The sequence below is a fragment of the Reyranella sp. CPCC 100927 genome (assembly GCF_007859315.1).
Taxonomy (GTDB): Bacteria; Pseudomonadota; Alphaproteobacteria; order Reyranellales; family Reyranellaceae; genus Vineibacter.
The window spans coordinates 18,514-40,644 of the sequence record NZ_VOHA01000039.1 but is presented as its reverse complement, the minus strand read 5'-3'; the positions used below and the strand labels follow the sequence as shown (position 1 = coordinate 40,644).

Below are 22,131 nucleotides of genomic sequence, written 5' to 3'. Positions count from 1 at the left end.
GGGTGCGGCGCCGACAAGAGTCCAAAGATCGACATCGACAATAAATCTTCGGGATGTCTCGTGCGGATCGTCGATCCCGTTCCACGCCGGCACACCCGGCGGCCCGGCCCGCGCTTGATCAACCTTCCTGAAAGGAAACGGTACGTCTTCGCTGGGAGCGCGCCACTAACAAGAAACAACAAGTCTCGGAGCCAGGACGATCATTCCTGGGAGCGCGGGCGGGACGCCCATAGGCGCTAACTTTGACGATCATCGAGCCGCCAACCTCATCCTGAGGAGGCCGCGCAGCGGCCGTCTCGAAGGATGAGCTACAGACGGAGTCGTAGAAAGGACATGTTGCAACGCCTGCGCTGTTGCCACCCTTCGAGACGCGGCCCTGCGGGCCGCTCCTCAGGGTGAGGTTTGCGCGTAAGTTAGCGCCTATGGGCGTCTCGCCCGCATCTCCGGTGAAAGCGTAGCTTTCGCCTTTGCGCGCAGCGCCGAAGCATGAGCGGGCGGGACGCCCGCGCTCCCAGGGGCTCGCTTCGCTCGCAACCCGCCTTCTACCCGTTTCAGGTCCTTGTGGTCGGCGCAGCCGGTGGAGAACTCTGGTGATCAACTGGACGATTTTACAGAACACGCCAGTAGATTGCCTCATACGAGGCCTTCTCGCGCAGCCGGATCAACCCCAGGGTTGATCCCGGCCGTTCGGCGACGTGCTACGTCATATGTGCCGACACAGACGGAGATGCTTCGTGAGAACCGCGCGATCCGTTGCTCTTGGGCTGGCGCTGGCGAGCGGCGCCGGCAGCGCCATGGCGCAGCCGTCATCGTGGTCGCAGTCGTGCGGCGACCTGACCCGCCATGGATTGCCCGCCGCGACGGTGAGGATGTTCCACGATGCCATGACGGACCGCGCGGCGTCCGGCGCGACGCCGCCCAAGCCGACAGAGGTCGCGCAACGAGCCGCGCAGGTCATGCGCCGGTTGCCGATCCCGATGATCGTCGGCGTGCTGCCGGTCAGCGGCCGGTACGATCCGCGGACGAACGAGGTCACTCTCCATGTCGCCACGTACAGTTTTCAGCGCGCGCAGACACCCGACGGCCGCGAGATCGACGAAACAGTGACGTTCGACGCGGTCGCCGGCACGGACGGCAAGATCACCCGCATCGACTACCGGATGACGGTCATCGAGGATCGCAAGATCGATCACGCCTATCGCGAACGCCCCGGTCAGCCGCCACGCGCCGACGGTGGCCGGTGGCAGGAGATCGGCCTGGCGGCCCGCAAGCCGATCAAAATGCCCGGGGCCGGCCCGGACCCGGACAAGGGTTTCGGCCTCACCGACGACCTGCATCTGGTCGTCGCCGGATCGCCGCGGCCACCTTTCACGACGGCGGAGACGTTCTCCTCGAGGCCGGTCTGCCAGGGCTGCACGGTGGAACAGCACCAGATCCGAACGGTTCACGTGACACCGGTCTGCGCCGCCATCGTCAAGGGCCGTACCGGACGCGCGCTCCACATCATCCAATAGCGGGCGCGGGGTGCGTCGGTTACCGGTCCAGCCCATCATGCATCCACTGCAAAGCAGGTGACGTGGTGTCGGCGTCGCTTTTGCATCGCCGCGCCGCATGCAACTATCGCGGCCATTGCGTTCACTGCGTCCACGCACAGGAGCATTCCGCGATGCCAACCCCGCCGTCCGATGATGATCTCAAGCAGGAACTCGACGCCGCCGCGAAGAAGGCCGGCGTGACCATCCAGCCCGATCGCCACGATGCGATCATGACCAGCTACAAGGAACTCAAGGGCATGGTGGCGTTGGTGCGCGCGCAGCCGCGCAGCGCGGCGGTCGAGCCGTCCAACGTCTATTCGCTCGCACCCCGGCGCTAGGCGGAGGCAACCCATGGCTGCGACCGAACCGCTGCACACGCTCTCCATTGCCGAAGCCGGTGCCCGGCTGCGTGCCGGCACCCTGACCTCGACCGCGCTGACCCGCGACGCGCTGGCGCGCATTGCCGCGATCGATGGCGCACTCGACAGCTTCCTGCTGGTGACCACCGAGCGGGCGCTGGCCGATGCCGCCGCGGCCGATGCCGATTTCAAGGCCGGCATCGACAAGGGTCCGCTGCACGGCATCCCCTACGGCCTGAAGGACATCTACGACACCGCCGGCATCCGCACGACGTGCCACTCGAAGCTGCGGGTCGATAACGTACCGTCGGCCGACTCGGTGGTCGCGACGCGACTCAAGGACGGTGGCGGCGTGCTGCTGGGCAAGCTCGCGACGCACGAGTTCGCCATCGGCGGCCCCAGCTTCGATCTGCCGTTTCCGCCGGCGCGCAATCCGTGGAACCGCGACCACATTCCCGGCGGCTCGTCATCCGGTTCCGGCGCCGCCGTGGCGGCCGGTTTGTGCCGCATGGCCATGGGATCGGATACCGGCGGCTCGATCCGTGGGCCGGCCGCCTATTGCGGCATTGTCGGCCTGAAGCCGACATATGGCCTGGTGTCGCGCCGCGGCGTCTTCCCGCTGTCCTACACGCTGGATCATTGCGGCCCGCTGGCACGCACGGTCGAGGACTGCGCGCTGACCATGCAGGTGATCGCCGCGTACGACTCGCACGATCCGGCCAGCGCCGACGTGGTCACCCCCGACTTCACGCGCGGACTGGACTGGGGCGTCCATGGCCTGAAGATCGCGGTACCGCGGCATTTCTACGCCAAGACCAACGGTGTTTCGCCCGAGACGGTGGCGGCGATCGACAGCGCCGCCGAGACGCTGGCCCGGCACGGCGCCAAGGTCGAGGAGATCACGCTGCCGGATTACGATCTCTTCAACGCCTGCGGCCGCATCATCCTGAATTCGGAAGCCTATGCGATCCACGAGCAGGACCTGCAGACGCGGCCGCTCGACTATGGCCGCATGGGCCATACCCGCCTGATCATGGGCGCCTTCATCTCCGCCGCCGACTTGATGCAGGCGCTGCGCGTGCGCCGCGAACTGGTCGCGGGACTGAACGCGGTCCTGCAGCGCTACGATGCCGTGATCACGGCCTCGTCGCTGGCCCAGGCGCCGCGCTTCAGCGACTACCGCGAGGGTTATCCGGTCGCCTGGCCGGTGCAGACCATGCCGTTCAACGTCACCGGCCATCCGGCGATGTCGGTGCCCACCGGCTTCTCGAAGGAAGGCCTGCCGCTGTCGATGCAGATCGTCGGCCGGCCGTTCGACGAGCCCATGGTGCTGCGCATCGGCGCGGCGCTGGAGCGTGCCCTGGCGTTGAGCGATCGCTGGCCGGCGCTGGCATCGGATACGACAGCGAAGGCCGCCGCATCGTAAGGCGACATACCGCCGGCGGGGACGAACCGTGTTCGCACCCGCCTGACGCCTTATACTGGCGGCGTGACGATCATCGGCTCCGTCAAGCACTGGGCGCGGGCGATCCGGCGGGACACGGTCGCGCTCTGGCTCGCCGCCCGCGATCCCCGTGTGCCGTGGTATGCGAAGGCTGTCGCCGGCGCGGTCGCCGCCTATGCGCTGAGCCCGATCGATCTGATCCCGGACTTCGTGCCGGTGCTGGGCTACCTCGACGACCTGATCATCGTTCCGCTCGGCATCCTGCTTGCCGTGAAGCTGGTGCCCACCCCACTGATGGCCGAGTTTCGCGCCGAAGCCGTGCGGCGCGCAGCGCGTCCCGTGAGCCGGACCGGGCTGGCGGTGATCGTCGCGATCTGGGTGCTGGCCATTGCCGCATCGGTGTGGCTGTTGTGGCCACGCGGCGCCGATCGTTCACCGTGACGCCGAGACCACGCGCCTCCCAACGACAGGAGTGAAGGTTTGCAAACGCTTGTGCTTCTGCATGGCGCGCCCGGCGACGGTACGCTGTGGCGGCCCGTCGCCGCGGCGCTCACCCGCGATGCCCGCGTGCTTTGCCCCACCCTGCGCTGGTTCGGACCCGATCCCTGGCATGACGACGGTAGCGGCTTCGGCACCGCGGCGCATACGGAGCAGCTCATCGCACTATTGGAGGCCGAAGCCGATCGCCCGGTCGCCGTCGCGGCCTGGTCCTATTCCACGCATGTATTGCTGAGCGCGCTGCTGCGCAGACCCGACCTCATTCGAAAGGCCTTCCTGTACGAACCCGGTTTGAGCACCTATCTGGCCGACGCCGATGACAGGGCGGCATTCCATGCCGACGCCCATCGCGCGTTTGGTCCGATCGCAGACGCGCTGCGGACGAAAGGCGCCGAGCACGCCGTCGAGGTTCTCTTCGACAGTTCAGGCGGCGACGGATGTTTCGGCATGCTTTCGCCTGACCGCCGCGCGCGATATCGCGCGAGCGCCAGGATCATGCCCCTGCTGATGGGCGGCGGCCAACCACCGGCAAACATCACGGCCGACGACCTGGGCCGCATCGCGGTCCCGGTCACCGTGTCATTCGGACGCCAGACACGGCCGCTCTTCGAGATCGCATCGCGGGCCGTCGCACGAAGCATTTCATCGGCCGCGCTGCGCATCATCGAGGACGCAGATCACATGCTGCCGGAGAAGAAGCCCGTGCGCTTCGCATCCGTGCTCGATGCCTGGCTCGGTGAGCGTCCCTGACAGGAACCCTGACACCATGATGTGGCCCGGTTGTCCGTGGCGGCAAACCTGATAGGTCAACGGCTTAGGTGGCTATGCCCCCATAGATCAGCCGGATAGAGCGGCGGTTTTCCTAGCAAGTCGACCAATTTATAAGTGATTGAAATTGCTACATTTCAGCTTGCACCAAACCCAAACTGCGGTCCAAAAATACCAACCATTTTGGTTAGTTTTGTGTTGACGACAACTAACCAATATGGTTAGCTTCAACCCATGCACACCGTGCTTGAAACTGCCACCTTCACCGCCCGCGCCGAGCGCCGGCTGACGGTCGAGGAGCTGCACGCGACGATCGACGCAATCGCCAAGAACCCGGCCGCCGGCGACGTGATCAAGGACACCGGCGGGGTACGGAAAATCCGGGTCGCGGTTGGCGGCCGGGGCAAGAGCGGTGGCGCACGGGTCATCTACTTTTTTTCAATGAGCAGTTTCCGATCTACCTGCTGACGGTGTTCACCAAGAACGAGAAGTCGGACCTCAGTGCAAAGGAGCGGAACGAATTACTCAAACTGACGACGGTCCTCAAGGCCGCGTGGCGCCCGACGAAGAAAGGAGAGTGAGGCTATGAGCAAGAAGGCATTTGACAGCATCGCAGCGGGGCTGCGCGACGCGATCGGCCACGCGAAGGGCGAACCCGGCCGCGTCACCCGTGTGCACGAGGTGCCGCCGATCGACGTCAAGGGGGTCCGGGCCAAGCAGCAGATGACACAGGAAGACTTCGCCGAAACGTACTCGATCCCGCTCCCCACGCTCGTGAAGTGGGAGCAAGGTCAGAGCAGCCCAACCGGCGCAACGCGACTTCTGTTGCACGTCATCGACCAGCACCCAAAGACGGTGCTGAAAGTGATCAAGAGCGTCCAGCCAGAGCGTTGATCATCAGAACGCAGAAAAGCCCGCCCTCCACTGGCCTCACGGCCGGGATGAGCGAGCTGCGAACACCGCCGTGAACAATCAGGGCACCGAGTCACGAACAGAAGTCACTAACACCCAGAAGCGCCGGCGGGTTGTCCGTGGCGGCAAAACCTGTTAGGTCAACGGCTTAGGTGACTATGTCCCCGTAGCTCAGCCGGATAGAGCGGCGGTTTCCTAAACCGTAGGCCGGAGGTTCGAATCCTCTCGGGGACGCCAGCCCCTGCATTCCCTGAAAAACGCAGCAAATATCGGCATCGGATTAGCTGCATTATTAATCTTGTGGAGTACGTATGTGGAGTACGCGTGGCCTCGTTTGATCCCGGTTCAAGCCACAAGCTAGGTTGGCCTCCTCCACGCGCCGGAACGAAAGTTGGGTGAGCCCGAGTACCCGAAAGCGTTCCATAGGATGTCGCAGGTCGGCTTCAGTTCGCGATAACAGTCAAAGCTCTCGTCCGTAACTTCCACCTCCGGCAACATGAGATCGTGTCGCCGAAGCGGCTGTGGTCGACCGTACGAATCTCTCCGCACATCGTATCCAAGCGCGTCCACGATCGAAACGAATGCGTAGAGCGGCGGCGTAATGCCCACAAACTTGTAATACTTCATGAACTTGTCGAAAGCAGAAATCATTCCTGCCTCCACATCGCCCAGCCAAAGGTACCGCTGGATGGTCCCCTTCTCCGTCTGTGTTGGCGTGAATGTCGTCACGAACTCAACGACCCCATTTCGAAGGCTGAGCGTGTACGCCCGCGAGGTAGGATCATCCTCTCGCCCGCTGTACGTCATAAAGCCTTCGAGAACATTCGAGAAATTTGTTCCAGAACTGCCCAGCGGTGTCATCAACGCGCCGTCACTTTGCAATGTCGACTGCGAAAGCTGGATTTGTCCGGCGAAGGAGGCGATGGGACACGCATGGACAACTAGTTTAGCTCCCTCCTTAAGACCGATTGCACCGGCATTTGACACGATTCGTGCCAAGCGCTCATCGCGGAAATCCTGTACCCGCTTGGTCAAAGTGTCGGAGAGGGTGAACGCATTCCGCAACTGGGTGACGTTCATCTCAAACACGCCCGCTGAGTGCCGGCCGTAGAACTTGCTGCGTCCTAACTCAACTCTGTGCGGTCCATACCAACTCTGTCGGATGCGAAGAACAACGACAAACAGATCACCACCTAAAGGGATCGGATGAAAAGCAACGGCAGGTAGACGCGGGTCAATGCTGCTATGAAGCAGGTTTTCCAATGTCTGCATCCAGCTATCGAACTTTGGTATGGCAATTCCCGGTCGTCCATTAGCCGCGCCCGTTGCCTTATCCTGAGTCACGCCGAGCACAAGATCACCTCCGGCAGCGTTTGCAAACGCCGACACGTCCTTGAGGAATTCCTTCTTGTCGTCTGGTGTGGTGAGTGAAAGGTCCGCCTTGAAATCCAGCGTCTGGCTCTCTGTGACGCCATTGCTGATCAGGGCGTCAATCGTCGCAAGATCTATCTTGCTGAGAGGTACATCGATCATCTGTGCATCCTAACGTCTTCCGCCCAGCATCGAGAGGCTACCGATGGACGGTGCCAGCCAATACCCGGTCAGCATGTGTCATACCAACGGCGGCCACAACCTGCTCATGTGGGAACAAGAGGACCATCAAGGCAAACTGAAGGATGAAAACGCCCGGCCTCCCCTGAGGGAAACCGGGCACCCCACCTAAGGCACGTCCTGTGTACGCACCCCTCTCACCCAACTCGCAGCGGGATCAGCTTCTGACGCACGGCCACGGCCCAGCGCATGGTGCCCCGGCCGGGTATCGAGACGATCACGTCGCCATCCGCCTTGCGCGCCTGTAGTCCGGCTTCGGCGGCCATCGCGATAACGCGCGCCGGGTCATTGCGACCAAGCTCGGCGAGGAACGTGGCTATAGGCTTGCTGTAGTCCGCTCGGCCAGTTTGGCCCATGCGGGTGTCGGCTTCCGCCACGTCGCCAGCTGCGCGATCTCGCCCGGCTCGGCACCTATACGGCTCGCCAGAGCTTCGACGGCTCGTGAGTTGTTCGGGTCGAAGTCACTGCCGTGCAGTCGGGCCTCCCGCATCACGGCGTTGAAGGCGTCGGGTGCCTTGTCGTACGTGACGCCGATGGCTTTGTCGGTGGCACTATCGAGAACCACCTTCGGGGCGTCGATGGGGGCTTCCTCGGGCTGCTGCTCCCGCCCTTGTGGGCTTTGCTGAGCGTCGTGAGGCGCACTTTGCTGCTGCTGAGGGGGCGCGCCGACGGCCTCATAGGCGTACGGACCGCGGCGGACCAAGCCCATGCGCTCAGCAACGCCGATCGCTCATACCGCCACCTATTCAGGGGCGCGCGAGCGCTTCCACGAGGCCAGCAAGAATCCGGCGAGCCGCTCTAGGCCCGTCGCTGTGAGCCTCACTGAAGGCGGTGTGGTGGTCCAGCCAGACTCTTCAGTGTTCAGATTCCATAGTTATCGTTCGTTGTCCTCGTCTGCGGTGTCGTCGTCTGCGTTGGCGGCTGGGATCATCTCCGCGTCGCCTTCATCGCTCTCGCACAGGAACGGGACCTCGAACGGGATTGCAAAGCCGCTGATCCTGTCGCCGCCTTTGTTGAAGGCCCCGACCGCATCGGTGCCGCCCAGATCAGTGCCAGAGTCCTTCAGGGCCTGGCGAATCGTCTGGAGCATGGGAGCGGTCGGCCGACGGCGGTACCGGGTGATCGCTCCGCCATCGCGATCAAAGTCGACTACCTCCTCACCCTTCTCGAGAACGTCGATGAATTCAGCGAGTAGGAGGTTGGCTAACTTGTTCAGAGTGGCTTTCGATGCGGCCATGACTACGCGACCTTGATCGAACGCGACTCGATCGGTCCACGCGTGGCGAGAGCCTTCGCGGCGTGTGCCAAGAAGACCTCCAGGCCCACCGCTGTTAGCATGACCTTCGCGGCCAACGGCAACGCCCAGTCATTCTTGATGGCGATCTCCGTGGGGATCATCGCGGCCGCCCGTGACTTGCAGTTCCAGCGTCCCAGGTCACAGCCGATCAAGACGGTGCGAGCGTAGGCGCGTGCACAACGGGGCGTCGGCCACGGGATGTACTCGATCAGCAGATCAGCGAGGTCTTGGACGCTGAATTGCTGAGCGGCTTTGGTCGGCGGTACTACTGATACTTGGCTGCCCCCCGACGGCAGGGGATAGGTCATGGTGGTGATTCCGTAGATGAGGGAGAGGTGAGCCCAAGCGGGCGACGGGATGGCTGTAGTTGAGGTTGCGTGCGTGCGCATGGCGTTCGAGGCTTTCCCAGAAAGACGACAGCCCGCGCGATGGCGGGCCTTCTCAGTGGTGTTGAGCGCTGAGAGAGCGCTTGATGATGGCCGAACCTAGCCCCGGCTTTCAGGATTGCCGCGAATCCACCGCTCCCGATCGCTGTACGCGCCGATACCAGCGCCGATGATGCGTAGCCCCGCATCAATGAACGACGGCTTCTGACCTCTCGGGACCGAGTTGATGCGCGTCTCTGCCTGAGCCTGGACGCCCTTCATCTCTTGCCGAAGCTGCCCTTCAGTGGACCTAAGGTTCTGCTGCGTGTTGGCATTGAAGCGCCCCTGCTGTGCCTTGTAGTCGGCCAGAAGAGCGTCAATGGAGTGGCCGTTGACACCGGCCTCGCCGGCCGCAACGGTCGCGGTGGCACCGGCCCGCTTGGCGTCGATGGCGGTCTGAAACTGCTCGTCGATAGTAGCAGCGCGCTCTTGATCGATGCGCTGTTGCAGCGAGGCGTAGCTCTCAGAAGCCGCGCGGCGGGCTGACTCCGCGTTGGCGGCGTATTGCTTGTTCTGTGCTTTGGCCGCGGACTGCTGCCCGGTGTAGCTTGCACCAGCCGACGCTGCGCCAACGGCAAACGTGGCTAGTGCCATGGTTGTTGGTTCACACATCTCGTGATCTCGTAGAAAGGGAGTCCCTGCACACCAAACGGCACCGGGCCGCGCAAGGCTCGCGCCGGGGTGCCTTCAAAATGGAGAACCCGGCGCGGTGGCCGGGGCCCGTGGGCGCCGCGAGGGGCGCGGCTAAAGCGCCGCTGGCGGAGGGCTGAAATGAGAAAGCCCCGCACGATGGCGGTGCCTTTGAGGTTGGCGGTAGTGGGGCGAGAAGGACTACGCGGCGGCCGAGAAAAGTTTCGGTACCGAAACTTCTGATGCGGACCGGGACTTCATCGGTCGTTCCACCACGCGCGCGCTGCAGCGTAGGCTAAGAAGGCGGTCGAGCCGTAAACGACCCATTCGGGCGGGATGAGCGCCGAGCGCGGGTGCGGGAAGATGGAAGCGAGCCAGTCGGCGAAGAAGTAGAAGCCGACAACGGCCGCGATGAGGATCACAGCGTAGCCGAGGCGGGTGTCGGCGAGGCGCTCGATTGGGTTCATGGATCAAGTCTTCTGTGTGTGTGGGCGGTAGTATAGGATAGGCGGAAGACTCCGTGAACGGGAATCACGGAGAGGGTGGCGGTAGGCGCGGTGCAAAGGCCTAGGCGGCCGCGGTCTCGTCCTTGAAGCCAAGGCGCGGCGCCGCCATCGCTCCGGCATGTTCGAGCCGGACGAATGATCGACCCGACAGCGTCCATTCAACCCGTTCGGCGAGCGTTGCCCATGCCTTCTGGAACGTCTTGTTAGGGGCGTCCTTCAGTCCGCATTGCTCCTTGAACTTGCGGACGGAAATGGACGCGACGTCCTGGGGTAGGCTCGACAATGCCGCTTCGACCTTCTCTGCAACGCCGTCGATCTTCCCGCCGCGGGCTTCTGAGCCATACCAGCGGGACCATTGGGCGCTCGGTAGGAGCGCGTTCAGTTCCTCTCTGATCTTCCTGTCGTGGTGTCGAAGCCACACCTTCATGGGCTTCGCCTGTCCATCGACAGTGTCCCGGCAGCGACCGCGCGAGATGGCCTGATAGAGGGTCCCCGCGACTTCGCCGAGGGACACCTCCGTTACCGGGATGAGCCTGTCAGTGTCCGCCATGATGTCGCGGACTTGCGCGATGGATGACGATAGCAGGTCGAAGCGGTCCCGCTGCAGGACGCCAGCGAAGATCACGTTCTCGACGCGCGACCAATCGTTGAAGCCGATATGTCGACCGAACGTCGCGACGCTAATTCGGTCTCTGCCGTTGATCTTGGCCTCGACGTCGACACCCGCCGCGGCAAGCCGCTTCTTGATCAGAGTCGGCAGATCCGGCGCGCGCCAGTACCCGCTGTGCTTGAAGGTCCATATCAGGACGTGTTCCTCGGCAGGGATGGCCTTCACCGTTGCGATAATCTCGCTGACGGATTGCTTCTCGGCCATGGAGTCCCAATCCTTCTCCGTTGGACTGCGGCCGGAGCTACCGTTGGCGAAATGCACCTCGACGTTGTCGTACGATTTGACGACACCAAGCTTGTCGAAGCCGATGGCCAGGCCTATCCGACTGTCGAGCCTGACCAGTCGATTGACGGCGTGGCCGGCGTCGAGGATGGCGATGTTGTCGAACGCGTCTGGGACCGACACCTCAAACGACACCATACCGCCTCTACGGTCCTTGCCCGGCTCGACCAAGAAGGTGAAGCGAGCGTCCATGCCGTTCATCTCGACCAGCGTCGCGAAAGCGTTGGTGTCGCCCTTGGCCATCTTCTTGAAAGCCTGGATGTAGGGCAATTCAAGGTCCTCCGGGATGGACGGAAGTGTCACCTTCGACGGCTCATGTCCGGCGAGTTGGCGTTCCCGTTCGATCTTGATCAGCGACCAACAGCGAGCGAGGTAGTCCGCGCACTCCTTACGGAACGGGGCAGGGGCTTCCTCGCATCGCGCAGAGGCGCCAGCGGCAAGCGCACTGGCGTCCTCTGTGGCGATGGAATGGGCCTGTGTGCTGAGAAGGACCTCGTCCCAGATGAGTAGGTCCCGCGGTCGAGTTAGAGGCCGCAAGTCTATAGAAAGGGTACTTAGGGCCTTTAACGGCCGGGGCCGGTACTGCGTCACCTCCTCTAACTTCCCGGCGCTGTCCCCCGTCCGCTTGATCTTGGCGTGAGCGACCAGCAGCACCGGACGGCGGCTGTTGTCGGTGGTCGGTGGGACTTCCCGTTCCTCTCCTGAGTAGATCAAGCCAATGTCGTCCTCCGGGATGCCGGCTGCGATCATGTCCCGGCGAAGGGCGATCAGGCTGTCTATCTGGGTCTGAGCGACCAGAAAGGACTTGCCGCACCACGGCCGGCCGTCTTCGAGACCGATCTCATAGAGGGCCTGGGCGAAGGCAACGACGCTCTGAGTCTTTCCCGTCCCGCACGGCAGCGGGTAGGCGCGGCGCGCGCGGTGTCGCGGTGAGATGGCGTACAGCTGCCACGCCAGTCCGCCGGCAGTGACCATCAAGGCCTGTGAATGGGCCCCGCTGGGGATGCTGCCGTAGTCGATCAAGCGTTTCGTGACGATGCTGTGGGCGCGATCCGAGAGACGGCGGACGGCGGCGTAGGCTGGGTTGTCGCGAATGACGCTCGCGGCGCGCGCCTCCTCCAGAAGCTTGTCCATGTCGGTGGTGTCTCTCTGTTTAGGGGATGCTGATTTCCTTGGCCTCGATCTCGCGGGTCGCAACCTCGCGGGCGCCCAGCGTCGTGATGCGCTTTGGCTTCGGGGTGATATCGAGACTGTCGATGGCCTCGCTCACGGCCGCCCTTTCCTGCGCCTTCGCGTCCTTCTCGGCTTCGAGGCGGCGAGTGAGCTTAAAAGCTGGAAGGCTGAAATTGTCCCGAATGGTCTTAGCGATCACTGCCATGGCCCTCGGGCTGATGAATGGGTAGGCGTAGTGGGTCTTTCCGGTGTTCGGATTGACCCATTGGCCCCGGTTCGTCGGCGCTAGGTTGCGGACCCTGCGGACCATCTGGAAGTCGAAGGCATTCTCACTAGCAAAGGTGTTCGGCTGGGCCTCGCGGTACATGAAACAAGCGAGCGCGGTGTCGACCACCTTTGCCGCGTCCGCATCGCGGGCGATCCCCAGCACCAGCTTTGCGGCTTCCCGGCTGGGCCGATGGGTCGAGTCGTTGGCTACACTCTCAGCGGCCTTCGCGATGGCCTCCCAGCGGGACGAGAGGAGCGGCCAAAGGGGTGCTGAAGGGTCACGTCGGCGGAGTGTCTCGACGGTCTTCAGGTACGGCTTCAACTCGGTGGAACTGACCGGCCGCTGCTCTGGATGGCCATGCCGGACCATATGGTTCTTGTGGCGCTGACAGTAGCGGGCGAACCGAGACGCAGTCGGCGAGTCGCACCCGGCGCAAGCGCAGGTACGTGATGTCATGTTGGGATTGATCCTTTGAAGAGGGTATGGACCCGTGCCCCCAGGTAAAGACACAGAGAGGCTTGTCCCTGTGGCGATGAGGGTGAGTCGGTGCCCCTCTACCTAGTTACATGGGCCGGGATTGATCCCCACGGCCGCATAACCTGGGTCCGTCTTATGGTGTCCTTTCGGGACTTTCCGAGTCGCATCAAGGCCTTAGCGTCAGCGGCCTCCTAGCGTCGCTAGACGCGCCTAGCGCGGCCCTGGGGCGCTCGCTAAGCGGCGCTGAAGTTGCTCGTCTAGGGATGTTGCCTCAGCCTTAGCCGTGGCTTCAGCCTCCGCTATGACCTTCGCTATGGCCGCTTTCTCGGCCGCGACGCGTGCCTTCTCGTAAGCGTCGCGGTCCGCCTTGGTGTTGATGACGGTGCCTGTGGGGCCCGGATGAGCGTCGGAAAGGTCGAGGCCGGCTTCGGTCATCACTATGGCCCTCGCCATCGCTCTGCGCTTCGACTCTTCGTGCCACTTGCGGTCATCTTCTGCCGTGGGCGCTGTCCATCCCATCTTCGTGGCCCGCTTCTGATATTGCGCCTCCGCCTTGCGGGCCATGGCATCGATCGCGTCCACTCGTTTCCGCTCTGCGTGGTCTGGGTAGCGTAGGTCCTCGTCTTGCCGCTTCCCAACGAACCAGATCACGAGCCCCAACAGGAGCAAGCCGATTGCGTACATCATCCCCGCTCACCACTTTCCCTAACCGTTTGGACCCGCTCCTAGCGGCCCTAGGCGGTGATCCTCAGCACCGTCCCAACGCCGCAGCCCACCTCAGCGGCGATTGCCCGGATACCCATGCCCGCGGCCCGTAGCTCGACGACCTTGGCCTCGACGTCGCCTCCTACCTTAGGCCGCCCGATCGGCTTGCCGCTCTTGGTCTTGCCGGTCGCGCGGACACGATCGATACCGGCCTTAACCCGCTCTCGGATCATCTCCCGTTCCAGCGTCCCGAACACGGCTGCCATCTCAAGCATCGCCCGGCCATGCGCTGTCGCGGTGTCCATGGATTCCTTGAAGTAGAACTGCGCCACACCCGCGCCCGCGAAGTCCGCCATGTGCTGCGTGACGGTCGCTGTGCTGCGGCCCAGCCGGTCCACTGACCAGAACAGGACTCGGTCGAAGCGGCGCTTACGGGCATCCTTCAGTAGAGCGTCGAGGCCGGGCCGGTGCTCTCGACCCTTGGCGCCACTGATGCCGGCATCCTCGTAGGTGGCCACGATAGGCCAGCCCTTCAGTTCGGCGAAGGCGGTAAGGTCGCGGCGCTGATTCTCGACCGTCTGACCGTCCGTGCTCACGCGCAGGTAGATCGATGTTCTGTTCTTCGTCATGACAGCCCTCGCCTCCTCGGCGAGCGATCTTGTACCGGAGCATTGTTCAGAAAACAATAGGTTTCGGAACACTCTGAGGGGCAGGTCGGCGAGGCCGCATTTGCTGGGGTTTCGAGGCGCTGTTTTCGACGGGGTTTCTGAACACCCCTGATCGCCCCTCAATCCCCGCAAGAAGATGAATAGTCTACTGTGAAGTCCCGTGGCGCTTGAGACTTGCCGCAGTCTGTGACACGGGCTGTGTCGACCTATGCATTTCTGGCGATATTTGCGCCCGCGAGATGACTTCTTCGCGCTCCTCTTCAGGTCGACTTCAGGGCATTTGAGGGGCAGCGCATGGTGCGCGGAAGGACTGTAAGATGCCTGTCGAAGTTCACGTTCAATGGGTACCTAAGTCGTGGTCGGTCTGGTCGCTGCCCGTCCGCGGCGTCGCGCCTGGGTCGTGGTGGTTCTACCTGGGCCGGCTGCAGATCGTGACCAGCAGGAAGGCCTAGGATTCGCTGCGGGACTCGTACAGAGCGATTGCGGCCCCGGCTGGCCTCGGATGGCGGCTGTGACGCGTGGCTCTGTACGGCCCCTCTACGGCCCTGCAGGAGGCCCCGCGGTAGACTTGCGAAAGGGCGCAGTCCAGCGCGGTGCCCTCCCGCCCCTCGGCATCGCGTCTCGCGCCTAGACCCCGGCAGCAAGGCACACGGGGGGACCGGCGGCCGGCCGCTCACGGGATACCCTCGGACATTTTTGCACCAACTTTGGTGGCACCCGTTTCACAACTCAAAAAGCGATCTCGCCGGGTTCCTCGCTCTCACCGTGGAGCCGGTCGTGGCATGTGTCGCAAACCGCCACCAGTTCGAAAAGAAATTCGTGTCCGAGATGCTCGTATGAACGGTGGTGGGCTTGGGTCGCCCGTCGAAAACCACAGCCCTCGCATATCCCGCCGGCCCTCGCCAAGACCTTGTCGCGCCGGGTCTTCCACGCCGGCGTCTCGCGGTAAGCCTCGTACTGCTGCCAAAATACTGACGTCCTCTCGCGCTGAGCACGGGCGTGGTGGAGCATGATCTCTTCGCGGCGTTTTTCCCGGTCAGCCTTGGTTTTGGCACTTAGATGTTCGTCAAAGTCGGGGGCGGCACCTGCCACAGCCTTCGAGACAGCCGTGCCTATTGCCTCGCCGCATTGAAGGCATTGGTATCGGTGCTGGAAGCCGCCGCCCTTCACCTGTCGCCGCCGGATCTCAGTCGTCTGGTGCTCGCACTTCTCACCCTCGCCAATCTCTTCGTAGACCGCAGCGTTGGGTTCGAGGTCCAGCTCCTCTCCCGTTTCCGGGTCCAAAATCTTGATGACGCGCACGCTACAATCCCTCCGTAGGGGACGATCCGGGCCAACCTTAATGGGCAGGGTGGGCGGCCGGAAGAGGTGTCTTATGGGCCTCTCAGAGGGGGGCGCCAATGACGGCTCGCGAGGATACCCCCAGACATTTTCCACCAACGGGGGAGCCGCTGTCGTACCCTTGGGGCAAACAGGATAGGCGCCCCGTGACGAAGAAGCCGAAGGCTAAAAGGTCCCCGCGCTCACTGCGCTCGATCATTCCGTCCGTGACCTACGAGGAGCTTGGCTTCGCGAACCACCTGCTGCACGCGGCGTACGTCGGCACCGCACCGACAAAGCCGCTGCCCGACCCGGAGCCAGGCTACCTCACGCTCAAGGATATCCCTCTCAACCGGGCAGCCATGGCGCTGCTCGACGCGTTCAAGGACGATCCCGATAAGGGGCACGCCTTGCTCGCTCGATGCACGACCCTGATGGGCTACTGGAGGCGGCCGGAAGCTGCGCGATGGGTGCGCACGCGCGACGGCGGCGAGGAGGTCCATCCCGCCCTGGCCAAGGCGACGGCAGAGGTGCCCTTCCACTTCATGGAGGACGAGGAGGAGATACCGAAGCGGTTGTTCGAACTGGCCGCCAAGATCGAGAAGGAATGGGATGAGGCAGAAGGCAAGGAAACGGGTACACGATGAAAGCACCGCGGATCGGAACAGAAGGCTCCGCACTGTTGAGCTTGGAGCGAGGCTAATCACTTCGACTCGCGCTCACGAAAGCGAGCGCTCTAGGGCGGCCTCAACGCCCCTCCGCGGGCCACTCGAAGGCAACCCCCGCGGTCTCCCCGCCATGCCACCACGCGACGTCCAGTGTCCCCGTCCGCCTGTCGGTACACGCCGCGGGGCTTGTGTGGGGGGCGGACAGTGCATAGCTAGTGCGTCAATGCCGGCAACCCCTCCTGCCGTGCAGGAGATCATCTAGGTCAGTGCCGGATCGCGAGAGTCGTCATGTCTTCTCCTCCTATTGTCTATCTGGATACTCAGGACTATTCGCGATTCGGTGATGTGCTACGGGGCAAATCTGACGGTGCCACCGAAGCGCTCTTCACGGCTCTCGTGGCACGCAAGCACTCAGGCGACGCAATCTTTGCTGTTTCGATGCCAATCCTTGGCGAGTTGCTGCAATATGACGCCGACTATCGCGACACCACGATTAGGAAAGCCGAGGCAGTTGAGCGGCTGTGCGGTGCCTGGGCGCTCGCCTATCCCACACGCCTTATCGCGGCGGAGATTGCCGAGGCCGCGATAAGGCGCGGTGCCATTCCTAACGCCCAAGATACTCGCATCCTTTCGCCGGATCGGTACTGGTATCCCAACGTCTCGGACAGTTTCGCCGATGTGCGTTCCACATGGCGTCAAACGGTCGACGCCGAGCTTGCTACCCTCCCATCTCGCGCACTCAGGCGCCAGATTGCTAGGAAAGCGCGCAAGATCGATCTCGCCAAAATGGCGCAACTCGCGGCGCCGAAGATGGCGGAAAAATACGGCCTACCACTCAACGCGATTTCTGGCTCGCTTGTTGCCCTGATGGGCGGGGCGATCACGCCTGAGGAAGCGAGCCGGCGACTGTTTACTGCAATCGCCGAACCGGTAAAGTTCGTCGAGACTTACTTCGAAAAGATGGAGTCCGACCGTTCCTTGCCTGATTGGATTGGCAAGACTGGCCGCACTTTTCAAGACAGCTTTATAGCGCTACGTGACCAGCTCCAGCCGTTCATGCACCTCGATCTGGCTCGCGACCAATTCCAAGCAACGCTTGTCGACAGGGCAGGAGAGATGGCGCGCAAAGTGCTACATATGGCAAACGACGACACTGCCGAGTTTGGCGTTGATGCGGCCTTGCGAGATACGCTTTTGTGTGATGCCAGCTTCGCGGCTGAGGTGCCAGTTTGCGAAATCGTCAACGCCGTGATGCACGCCTATATCAGTCAAATCATGGGGCTGACTGGTTCCGAGGCCAAGATCGAACGAAGCTTCGGCGGCGATCTGATCCACGCGTTTTATCTTCCTCATGTGGACTTATGGCGCGGCGATCGGCGCTTTTCAGCCCTGCTTAAGGACGCAGTGCCACACCGTGCCAACCGGATAGTACCCGCGCTCAGAGAGCTACCGGCGGCAATCGACAAATGGCGGGCTGACCGCGCCCCCTGACCTATCCGAACGACTCGCCGGCCTTCTCATGGCCTAGCAATCCTCGATGGCGTGCTGAGCCACAGCCACGCCGTCAGCCGCCGTGCAACCGGGCCTTGCGGATCGAGTGGAACACCTTCAGCGGGGCTCCTAGCTGACCTTCCCCAGCGCACCGGGATACGACAGCGCTGCCACTGCCGCCCTCCTCTGCGCCAGCGATGATCCGCCCGAGTATAGCCCGTAGGTGATCCGAGGTTTGTCGTGCCCGACGACGTCCGCTGCGACGTTCTCCAGCACGTCGGCGCGGTCGAATTGCGTCACAACGCACTTGCGGATGCTGTGGAAGACATGCCTCTCGCCGAACCCATAGGCCTTCTTGAGATATCCGAAGCGTTTACCAACGGCATTCGAGCGATCCCCATACTTGTTCACGGTCAGGCCCGACAGCAGGAACCCATCCTTGCTCTCTTTCACGAGCCGCTTCACCAGTCCCTTCAGATTGTCGTGTATCGGCACCTCTCGGTTGCCCGCCTCGGTCTTGGCGTCAGTGATTCGGAAGGTGTTCTGAAGGACCGCAGAAGCGGATAACGCGCAAAGCTCCTCAATGCGCGCGCCCGTGTAGCTGGCCAGCATTATCAGGTCGGCAAGCTGTCGATCCTTCTTCGCCGCGCCGTAGAGCCTCGCGACTTCCGCGGGCGAAAACGATAGATAGCTTCCCCGTGCTGCGTCCTTGGCCCGCTCGGGGACCTTGACTTTTTCGAACGGCGACGACGCATCCTTCGACACCTCGCCACGCCCCTGTAGAAACTCCCAGAAGCGACGAAACCCGGACAGCTTGCGCTTGATAGCGTCGGGCTTAAGGCCGGCATCAATCTGCCCCTGTACCCAGTCAGCCACACCCGAGCGTGTCAGCTTGTCGAGAGTGGGCAACACATCAATCAGCTTCTCAAGGTCGGACTTCTCCATGTCGGCGGTCTTCTCCTCGACCGCGTCGCGGCGTTTCGCGATGTGAGCGGCGATGAATGGCGCCAGTGGAGACGCCTTGCCCGTCGCGATGGCAACGAAAGTAGCTGCCTTGGGGCCACCAAGGTCCACAATGGCGGCCAGTTCGTTGCCGTCATAGGGTGCCAGAACGCCTACTCTGTTGAACCGTTGGTGTCCGCCCCTCACGTAGCGGTCGGCAACGTGCCGCGCCAACGCGTCATGCATCACACCGACGTCGTCTTGTCTGATCTGCTCGCGCCACCACAGTGCCTCGGCTTCAATCGATCCGGCCCGCCCCCGCGCCTCCATCACCTTCGCCTTCAAGTCCGCCACAATTTTCGCGGCCCGCAGCTTGGCAAGCGCTTTGTCGCTCGCTCCCGTGGTCCGGTAGACTTCGGTCTTGCCTTCGAAAGCGTCTTGCACGTCAGCAGGAACGCGGAACCGCGCGAACCAAACGTTGCGCTGAAGGCGTAGGTGAGTGGCCATCTGTATCTCGGATTGTGGAGTACGAATGTGGAGTACACGCAACCCGATCAAACCCCATAATTCAAGAATTATTGGCATCCGACGGTCGAACCACGCCCCGTCCTCTCGGGGACGCCACCTGCGCGGACAAGAGCGAACCTCGGCACTAACAAGAAACAACAGTCTCGGAGCCAGGACGATCATTCCTGGGAGCGCGGGCGTCTCGCCCGCATCTCCGGCGAAAGCGTTAGCTTTCGCCTTTGCGCGCAGCGCTGAAGCATGAGCGGGCGGGACGCCCGCGCTCCCATGGCTCGCTTCGCTCGCAACCCGCCTTCTACTCGTTTCATCGCCCAAGGGTCGGCTGAAGGCCGGTGGCCAACTCCGGTGCATACTGTCTCGCTAGCGGATGGCTATGGCGAGCAGCGCCAGGACCGTGCAGGCCAGGACGAACGACAGGCCCTTCCAGAACAACAGCGGACGGCGCTCCATCAGCGGCAATGGCGATGTCCTGAGGAACGCCTCGCGCGGGTGGCGCAGGTCGAAGGTGAATTCCGACAACTCCTCGTAGCGCCGATACGGGTCGGCGCGCACCGCCTTCTCCAGTGCGCCATCCACCCACGCGGGGATCTCGGGATTGACGGCGCGTGCCGGTCGATAGACCAGCCGGCGCTGCTGGGCGCGGGTGCGCGCCTGCGCCACCTGCGCGCCGTACGGGAGCTGCCCGGTCAGCATCTGATAGGCGATCACGCCCAGGGAGAACAGGTCGGCGCGAGGGGTGCCGCTGTCGCCGAGAAAATACTCCGGCGCGGTGTATTGCGCGGTGCCCAGAATCGCGCCGTCGTCGACGGACGGCGATGCTTCCAGCACGCCGGCCACCCGCACGGCGCCGAAGTCGATGATCCTGACCGTGCCGGCCTTATCGATCATGATGTTCTGCGGCCGCAGGTCCTGGTGCAGCATCTCCAGGCGGTGAAAGGCGCGCAGGCCCTTGGCGATCTGCTCGACGATGCCGCGCACGGTCTCGAGGTCGGGCCGCGGGTTGTCGATCATCCACTGTGCCAGCGTCGTGCCCTCGATGTATTCCGTGACGACGTACAGGTAGTTGCGCCGGCGCGACGGTGGGCGCGGTTTGAGCACGTGTGCGCTGTCGATGCGGCGTGCGACCCATTCCTCCATCATGAACCGCCGGAGAGAGGCGGCGTCGCCGCGCAGATCCGTCGATGGAATCTTCAGCGCGACGATCTCGTCGCTGTCGGTGTCGACCGCCAGATAGACGTGGCTGCGGCTGCCGGCGTGGATCTGCCGCAGGATCCGGTAGCCGTCGAGGGTCATCCGGGCGTCCGGCAGCGGCGGTGGCGATAATTCAGAAGCCGACCCGAGGACTTCGTCAGCGTCACCTGCCGACACGTCGTCTACCCGAACGATCTGGACGGTGAGGTTGTCCGGGCTGCCCTGGTCGTACGCCTCCTGCGCGATCACCCTGGCCGCCTGGTCCAGATCACGGGCGTGCTCGTCGATGGCCTGGATGACGAAGGCGGCGCCGACATGCTCATGGACGCCATCCGACACCATGATGAAAACGTCACCCGCATCGAGCGCCAGCGCGCGATAGTCGATCTCGATCTGCTGGTCGGCGCCCAGCGCGCGACCGAGATAGGACTGCCGGGACGACACGATGACCCGGTGATCGTCGGTGAGCTGCTCCAGCGACCTTCCCGATACGCGGTAGATGCGCGCGTCGCCGACATGGAAAATGTATGCGGTCGCGGATTTGACGACCATCACACTCAACGTGCAGACGTAGCCCTTGTCCCTTTCGTAGGCATACTGGCTGCGCCGCGTCTGCGCATGGAGCCAGGAATTGGTCGCGGCGATGACGCGCTGCGCCGACGTTTTCACCGACCATGACTCCGACGTGCAGTAGTAGTCGGCCAGGAAACTCTTGACCGCCGATTCGCTGGCAATGCCGCCGACGGCACTGCTGCTGACGCCGTCGGCCAGCGCAACGGCGATGCCCTTCAGGCCGAGCACCGGCTGCGCGGGGATCAGCGCGCCGTGGAAGTCCTGGTTGGTCTGCTTGCGCCCCTTGTCGGAATGCTGCCCGATCGAGACCCTGAGCTCACGCGGCATCAGCAGCGTCCAGGGCCCGCGCCCGGGACGCGCGCCGGTCCACGATGCCCTGGCCGCGCTTGGGCGCCGTCTTCACATGCGTGGTGTAGAGCGTCAGGCCGGTGAAGGCCAAACCGCCGACCAGGTTGCCGATGACGGTCGGAATCTCGTTCCAGATCAGGTAGTCCATCAGCGAGAACTTCGCGCCCAGAAGAAGGCCCGACGGGAACAGGAACATGTTCACGATCGAGTGCTCGAAGGTCATGGCGAAGAACAGCATGATCGGCATCCACATCGCGATCACCTTGCCGCTGACACTGGTGCAGATCATGGCGCCGACCACGCCGGTGGACACCATCCAGTTGCAGAGCATGCCGCGGATGAAGAGGGTCAGCATGCCGGCGGCGCCGTGCTCGGCGTAGCCCAGCGTGCGGCCCTCGCCGATGTGGCCGATGACCGTGCCGACCTTGTCCGGCGGCGTCGAGAAGCCGTAGGTGCAGACGATCGCCATCATCACGGCGACGGTGAAGGCGCCGGCGAAGTTGCCGATGAAGACCAGGCCCCAGTTGCGCAGGATCCCGTTGAGGTCGACGCCCGGTCGCCGGTCGATCAGCGCCAGCGGCGTCAGCACGAAGACGCCGGTCAGCAGGTCGAACCCCAGCAGGTAGAGCATGCAGAAGCCGACCGGGAACAGCACCGCGCCCAGGATCGGTACGCCGGTCTGCACCGTCACGGTAACGGCGAATGCCGCCGCCAACGCCAGGATGGCGCCCGCCATGTAGGCACGGATCACGGTGTCGCGCGTCGACATGAAGATTTTCGATTCGCCGGCATCCACCATCTTCGTGACGAATTCCGACGGAACGAGATACGACATGAAACTACTC

The 22,131-nt window shown here is 63.3% G+C and carries 24 protein-coding genes and 1 tRNA gene; 11 read left to right on the top strand and 14 right to left on the bottom strand.

Annotated elements, in window-relative coordinates:
- Nucleotides 1-734 precede the first annotated feature (734 nt).
- From FQU96_RS40845 to FQU96_RS40810, 8 genes are all read left to right on the top strand, one after another.
- On the top strand, nt 735-1,514 hold the full coding sequence (locus tag FQU96_RS40845; RefSeq protein ID WP_146547199.1) for a hypothetical protein: 780 nt from the start codon (nt 735-737) through the stop codon (nt 1,512-1,514).
- Nucleotides 1,515-1,666: 152 nt separating this feature from the next.
- Nucleotides 1,667-1,873 carry a hypothetical protein gene (locus FQU96_RS40840; RefSeq protein WP_146547198.1) on the top strand — a complete coding sequence of 69 codons (207 nt, stop codon included), beginning with the start codon at nt 1,667-1,669 and terminating at the stop codon, nt 1,871-1,873.
- A 13-nt stretch (nt 1,874-1,886) separates the two neighbouring features.
- Nucleotides 1,887-3,320, top strand: a complete 1,434-nt coding sequence (locus tag FQU96_RS40835; RefSeq protein WP_146547197.1) for an amidase — start codon at nt 1,887-1,889, stop codon at nt 3,318-3,320.
- 63 nt (nt 3,321-3,383) lie between these two features.
- Nucleotides 3,384-3,779 (top strand): YkvA family protein, encoded by a 396-nt coding sequence (locus FQU96_RS40830; RefSeq protein WP_146547196.1) that lies wholly within the window; start codon nt 3,384-3,386, stop codon nt 3,777-3,779.
- A 39-nt stretch (nt 3,780-3,818) separates the two neighbouring features.
- Nucleotides 3,819-4,586, top strand: a complete 768-nt coding sequence (locus FQU96_RS40825) for an alpha/beta fold hydrolase (protein WP_146547195.1) — start codon at nt 3,819-3,821, stop codon at nt 4,584-4,586.
- Between the two features lie 252 nt (nt 4,587-4,838).
- Nucleotides 4,839-5,072 carry a type II toxin-antitoxin system RelE/ParE family toxin gene (locus tag FQU96_RS40820; protein ID WP_255468865.1) on the top strand — a complete coding sequence of 78 codons (234 nt, stop codon included), beginning with the start codon at nt 4,839-4,841 and terminating at the stop codon, nt 5,070-5,072.
- 117 nt (nt 5,073-5,189) lie between these two features.
- Nucleotides 5,190-5,498 (top strand): DNA-binding transcriptional regulator, encoded by a 309-nt coding sequence (locus tag FQU96_RS40815; RefSeq protein WP_146547194.1) that lies wholly within the window; start codon nt 5,190-5,192, stop codon nt 5,496-5,498.
- 178 nt (nt 5,499-5,676) lie between these two features.
- Nucleotides 5,677-5,753 (top strand) — tRNA-Arg (locus FQU96_RS40810).
- 120 nt (nt 5,754-5,873) lie between these two features.
- On the opposite strand, the gene FQU96_RS40805 is transcribed toward FQU96_RS40810, so the two are convergent.
- From FQU96_RS40805 to FQU96_RS40760, 10 genes are all read right to left on the bottom strand, one after another.
- Complete coding sequence (locus tag FQU96_RS40805; protein WP_146547193.1) at nt 5,874-7,049, bottom strand: helix-turn-helix domain-containing protein; 1,176 nt, start codon at nt 7,047-7,049, stop codon at nt 5,874-5,876.
- Nucleotides 7,050-7,264: 215 nt separating this feature from the next.
- Entirely contained in the window at nt 7,265-7,504 is a 240-nt protein-coding gene (locus FQU96_RS40800; RefSeq protein WP_146547192.1) for a hypothetical protein, read from the bottom strand.
- Nucleotides 7,505-8,001: 497 nt separating this feature from the next.
- Nucleotides 8,002-8,364, bottom strand: a complete 363-nt coding sequence (locus tag FQU96_RS40795; protein WP_146547191.1) for a hypothetical protein — start codon at nt 8,362-8,364, stop codon at nt 8,002-8,004.
- 2 nt (nt 8,365-8,366) lie between these two features.
- Nucleotides 8,367-8,732, bottom strand: a complete 366-nt coding sequence (locus FQU96_RS40790) for a hypothetical protein (RefSeq protein ID WP_146547190.1) — start codon at nt 8,730-8,732, stop codon at nt 8,367-8,369.
- A gap of 177 nt (nt 8,733-8,909) precedes the next feature.
- Nucleotides 8,910-9,443, bottom strand: a complete 534-nt coding sequence (locus tag FQU96_RS40785; RefSeq protein WP_146547189.1) for a hypothetical protein — start codon at nt 9,441-9,443, stop codon at nt 8,910-8,912.
- A 293-nt stretch (nt 9,444-9,736) separates the two neighbouring features.
- Nucleotides 9,737-9,946 (bottom strand): hypothetical protein, encoded by a 210-nt coding sequence (locus FQU96_RS40780; RefSeq protein ID WP_146547188.1) that lies wholly within the window; start codon nt 9,944-9,946, stop codon nt 9,737-9,739.
- A 100-nt stretch (nt 9,947-10,046) separates the two neighbouring features.
- Entirely contained in the window at nt 10,047-12,071 is a 2,025-nt protein-coding gene (locus FQU96_RS40775; protein ID WP_146547187.1) for a hypothetical protein, read from the bottom strand.
- A 19-nt stretch (nt 12,072-12,090) separates the two neighbouring features.
- Nucleotides 12,091-12,747 carry a hypothetical protein gene (locus tag FQU96_RS40770; RefSeq protein WP_146547186.1) on the bottom strand — a complete coding sequence of 219 codons (657 nt, stop codon included), beginning with the start codon at nt 12,745-12,747 and terminating at the stop codon, nt 12,091-12,093.
- A gap of 318 nt (nt 12,748-13,065) precedes the next feature.
- The gene (locus FQU96_RS40765; RefSeq protein WP_146547185.1) at nt 13,066-13,542 is read right to left on the bottom strand and encodes a hypothetical protein; all 477 of its coding nucleotides are present in this window, start codon (nt 13,540-13,542) and stop codon (nt 13,066-13,068) included.
- Nucleotides 13,543-13,589: 47 nt separating this feature from the next.
- The gene (locus FQU96_RS40760; protein ID WP_146547184.1) at nt 13,590-14,189 is read right to left on the bottom strand and encodes a recombinase family protein; all 600 of its coding nucleotides are present in this window, start codon (nt 14,187-14,189) and stop codon (nt 13,590-13,592) included.
- Nucleotides 14,190-14,545: 356 nt separating this feature from the next.
- On the opposite strand from FQU96_RS40760, the gene FQU96_RS42980 reads away from it, so the two are divergent.
- Complete coding sequence (locus tag FQU96_RS42980; RefSeq protein ID WP_255468864.1) at nt 14,546-14,680, top strand: hypothetical protein; 135 nt, start codon at nt 14,546-14,548, stop codon at nt 14,678-14,680.
- Between the two features lie 277 nt (nt 14,681-14,957).
- Here the strand turns inward: FQU96_RS42980 and FQU96_RS40755 are convergent, their stop codons facing one another.
- Nucleotides 14,958-15,530, bottom strand: coding sequence for a hypothetical protein (locus tag FQU96_RS40755; RefSeq protein ID WP_146547183.1), 573 nt, complete (start codon nt 15,528-15,530; stop codon nt 14,958-14,960).
- A gap of 185 nt (nt 15,531-15,715) precedes the next feature.
- On the opposite strand from FQU96_RS40755, the gene FQU96_RS40750 reads away from it, so the two are divergent.
- The gene (locus FQU96_RS40750) at nt 15,716-16,195 is read left to right on the top strand and encodes a hypothetical protein (RefSeq protein ID WP_146547182.1); all 480 of its coding nucleotides are present in this window, start codon (nt 15,716-15,718) and stop codon (nt 16,193-16,195) included.
- Nucleotides 16,196-16,504: 309 nt separating this feature from the next.
- Complete coding sequence (locus FQU96_RS40745; protein WP_146547181.1) at nt 16,505-17,707, top strand: hypothetical protein; 1,203 nt, start codon at nt 16,505-16,507, stop codon at nt 17,705-17,707.
- Nucleotides 17,708-17,836: 129 nt separating this feature from the next.
- Here the strand turns inward: FQU96_RS40745 and FQU96_RS40740 are convergent, their stop codons facing one another.
- The 3 genes from FQU96_RS40740 to FQU96_RS40730 all read right to left on the bottom strand — a co-directional run bounded on the left by FQU96_RS40740 (nt 17,837) and on the right by FQU96_RS40730 (nt 22,121).
- Entirely contained in the window at nt 17,837-19,156 is a 1,320-nt protein-coding gene (locus FQU96_RS40740) for a tyrosine-type recombinase/integrase (protein ID WP_178131151.1), read from the bottom strand.
- Nucleotides 19,157-19,534: 378 nt separating this feature from the next.
- Nucleotides 19,535-21,265 carry a bifunctional protein-serine/threonine kinase/phosphatase gene (locus FQU96_RS40735; RefSeq protein ID WP_146547179.1) on the bottom strand — a complete coding sequence of 577 codons (1,731 nt, stop codon included), beginning with the start codon at nt 21,263-21,265 and terminating at the stop codon, nt 19,535-19,537.
- Complete coding sequence (locus FQU96_RS40730) at nt 21,255-22,121, bottom strand: formate/nitrite transporter family protein (RefSeq protein WP_146547178.1); 867 nt, start codon at nt 22,119-22,121, stop codon at nt 21,255-21,257. Before FQU96_RS40730 ends, FQU96_RS40735 begins: the two co-directional genes overlap by 11 nt.
- Nucleotides 22,122-22,131: the final 10 nt, after the last annotated feature.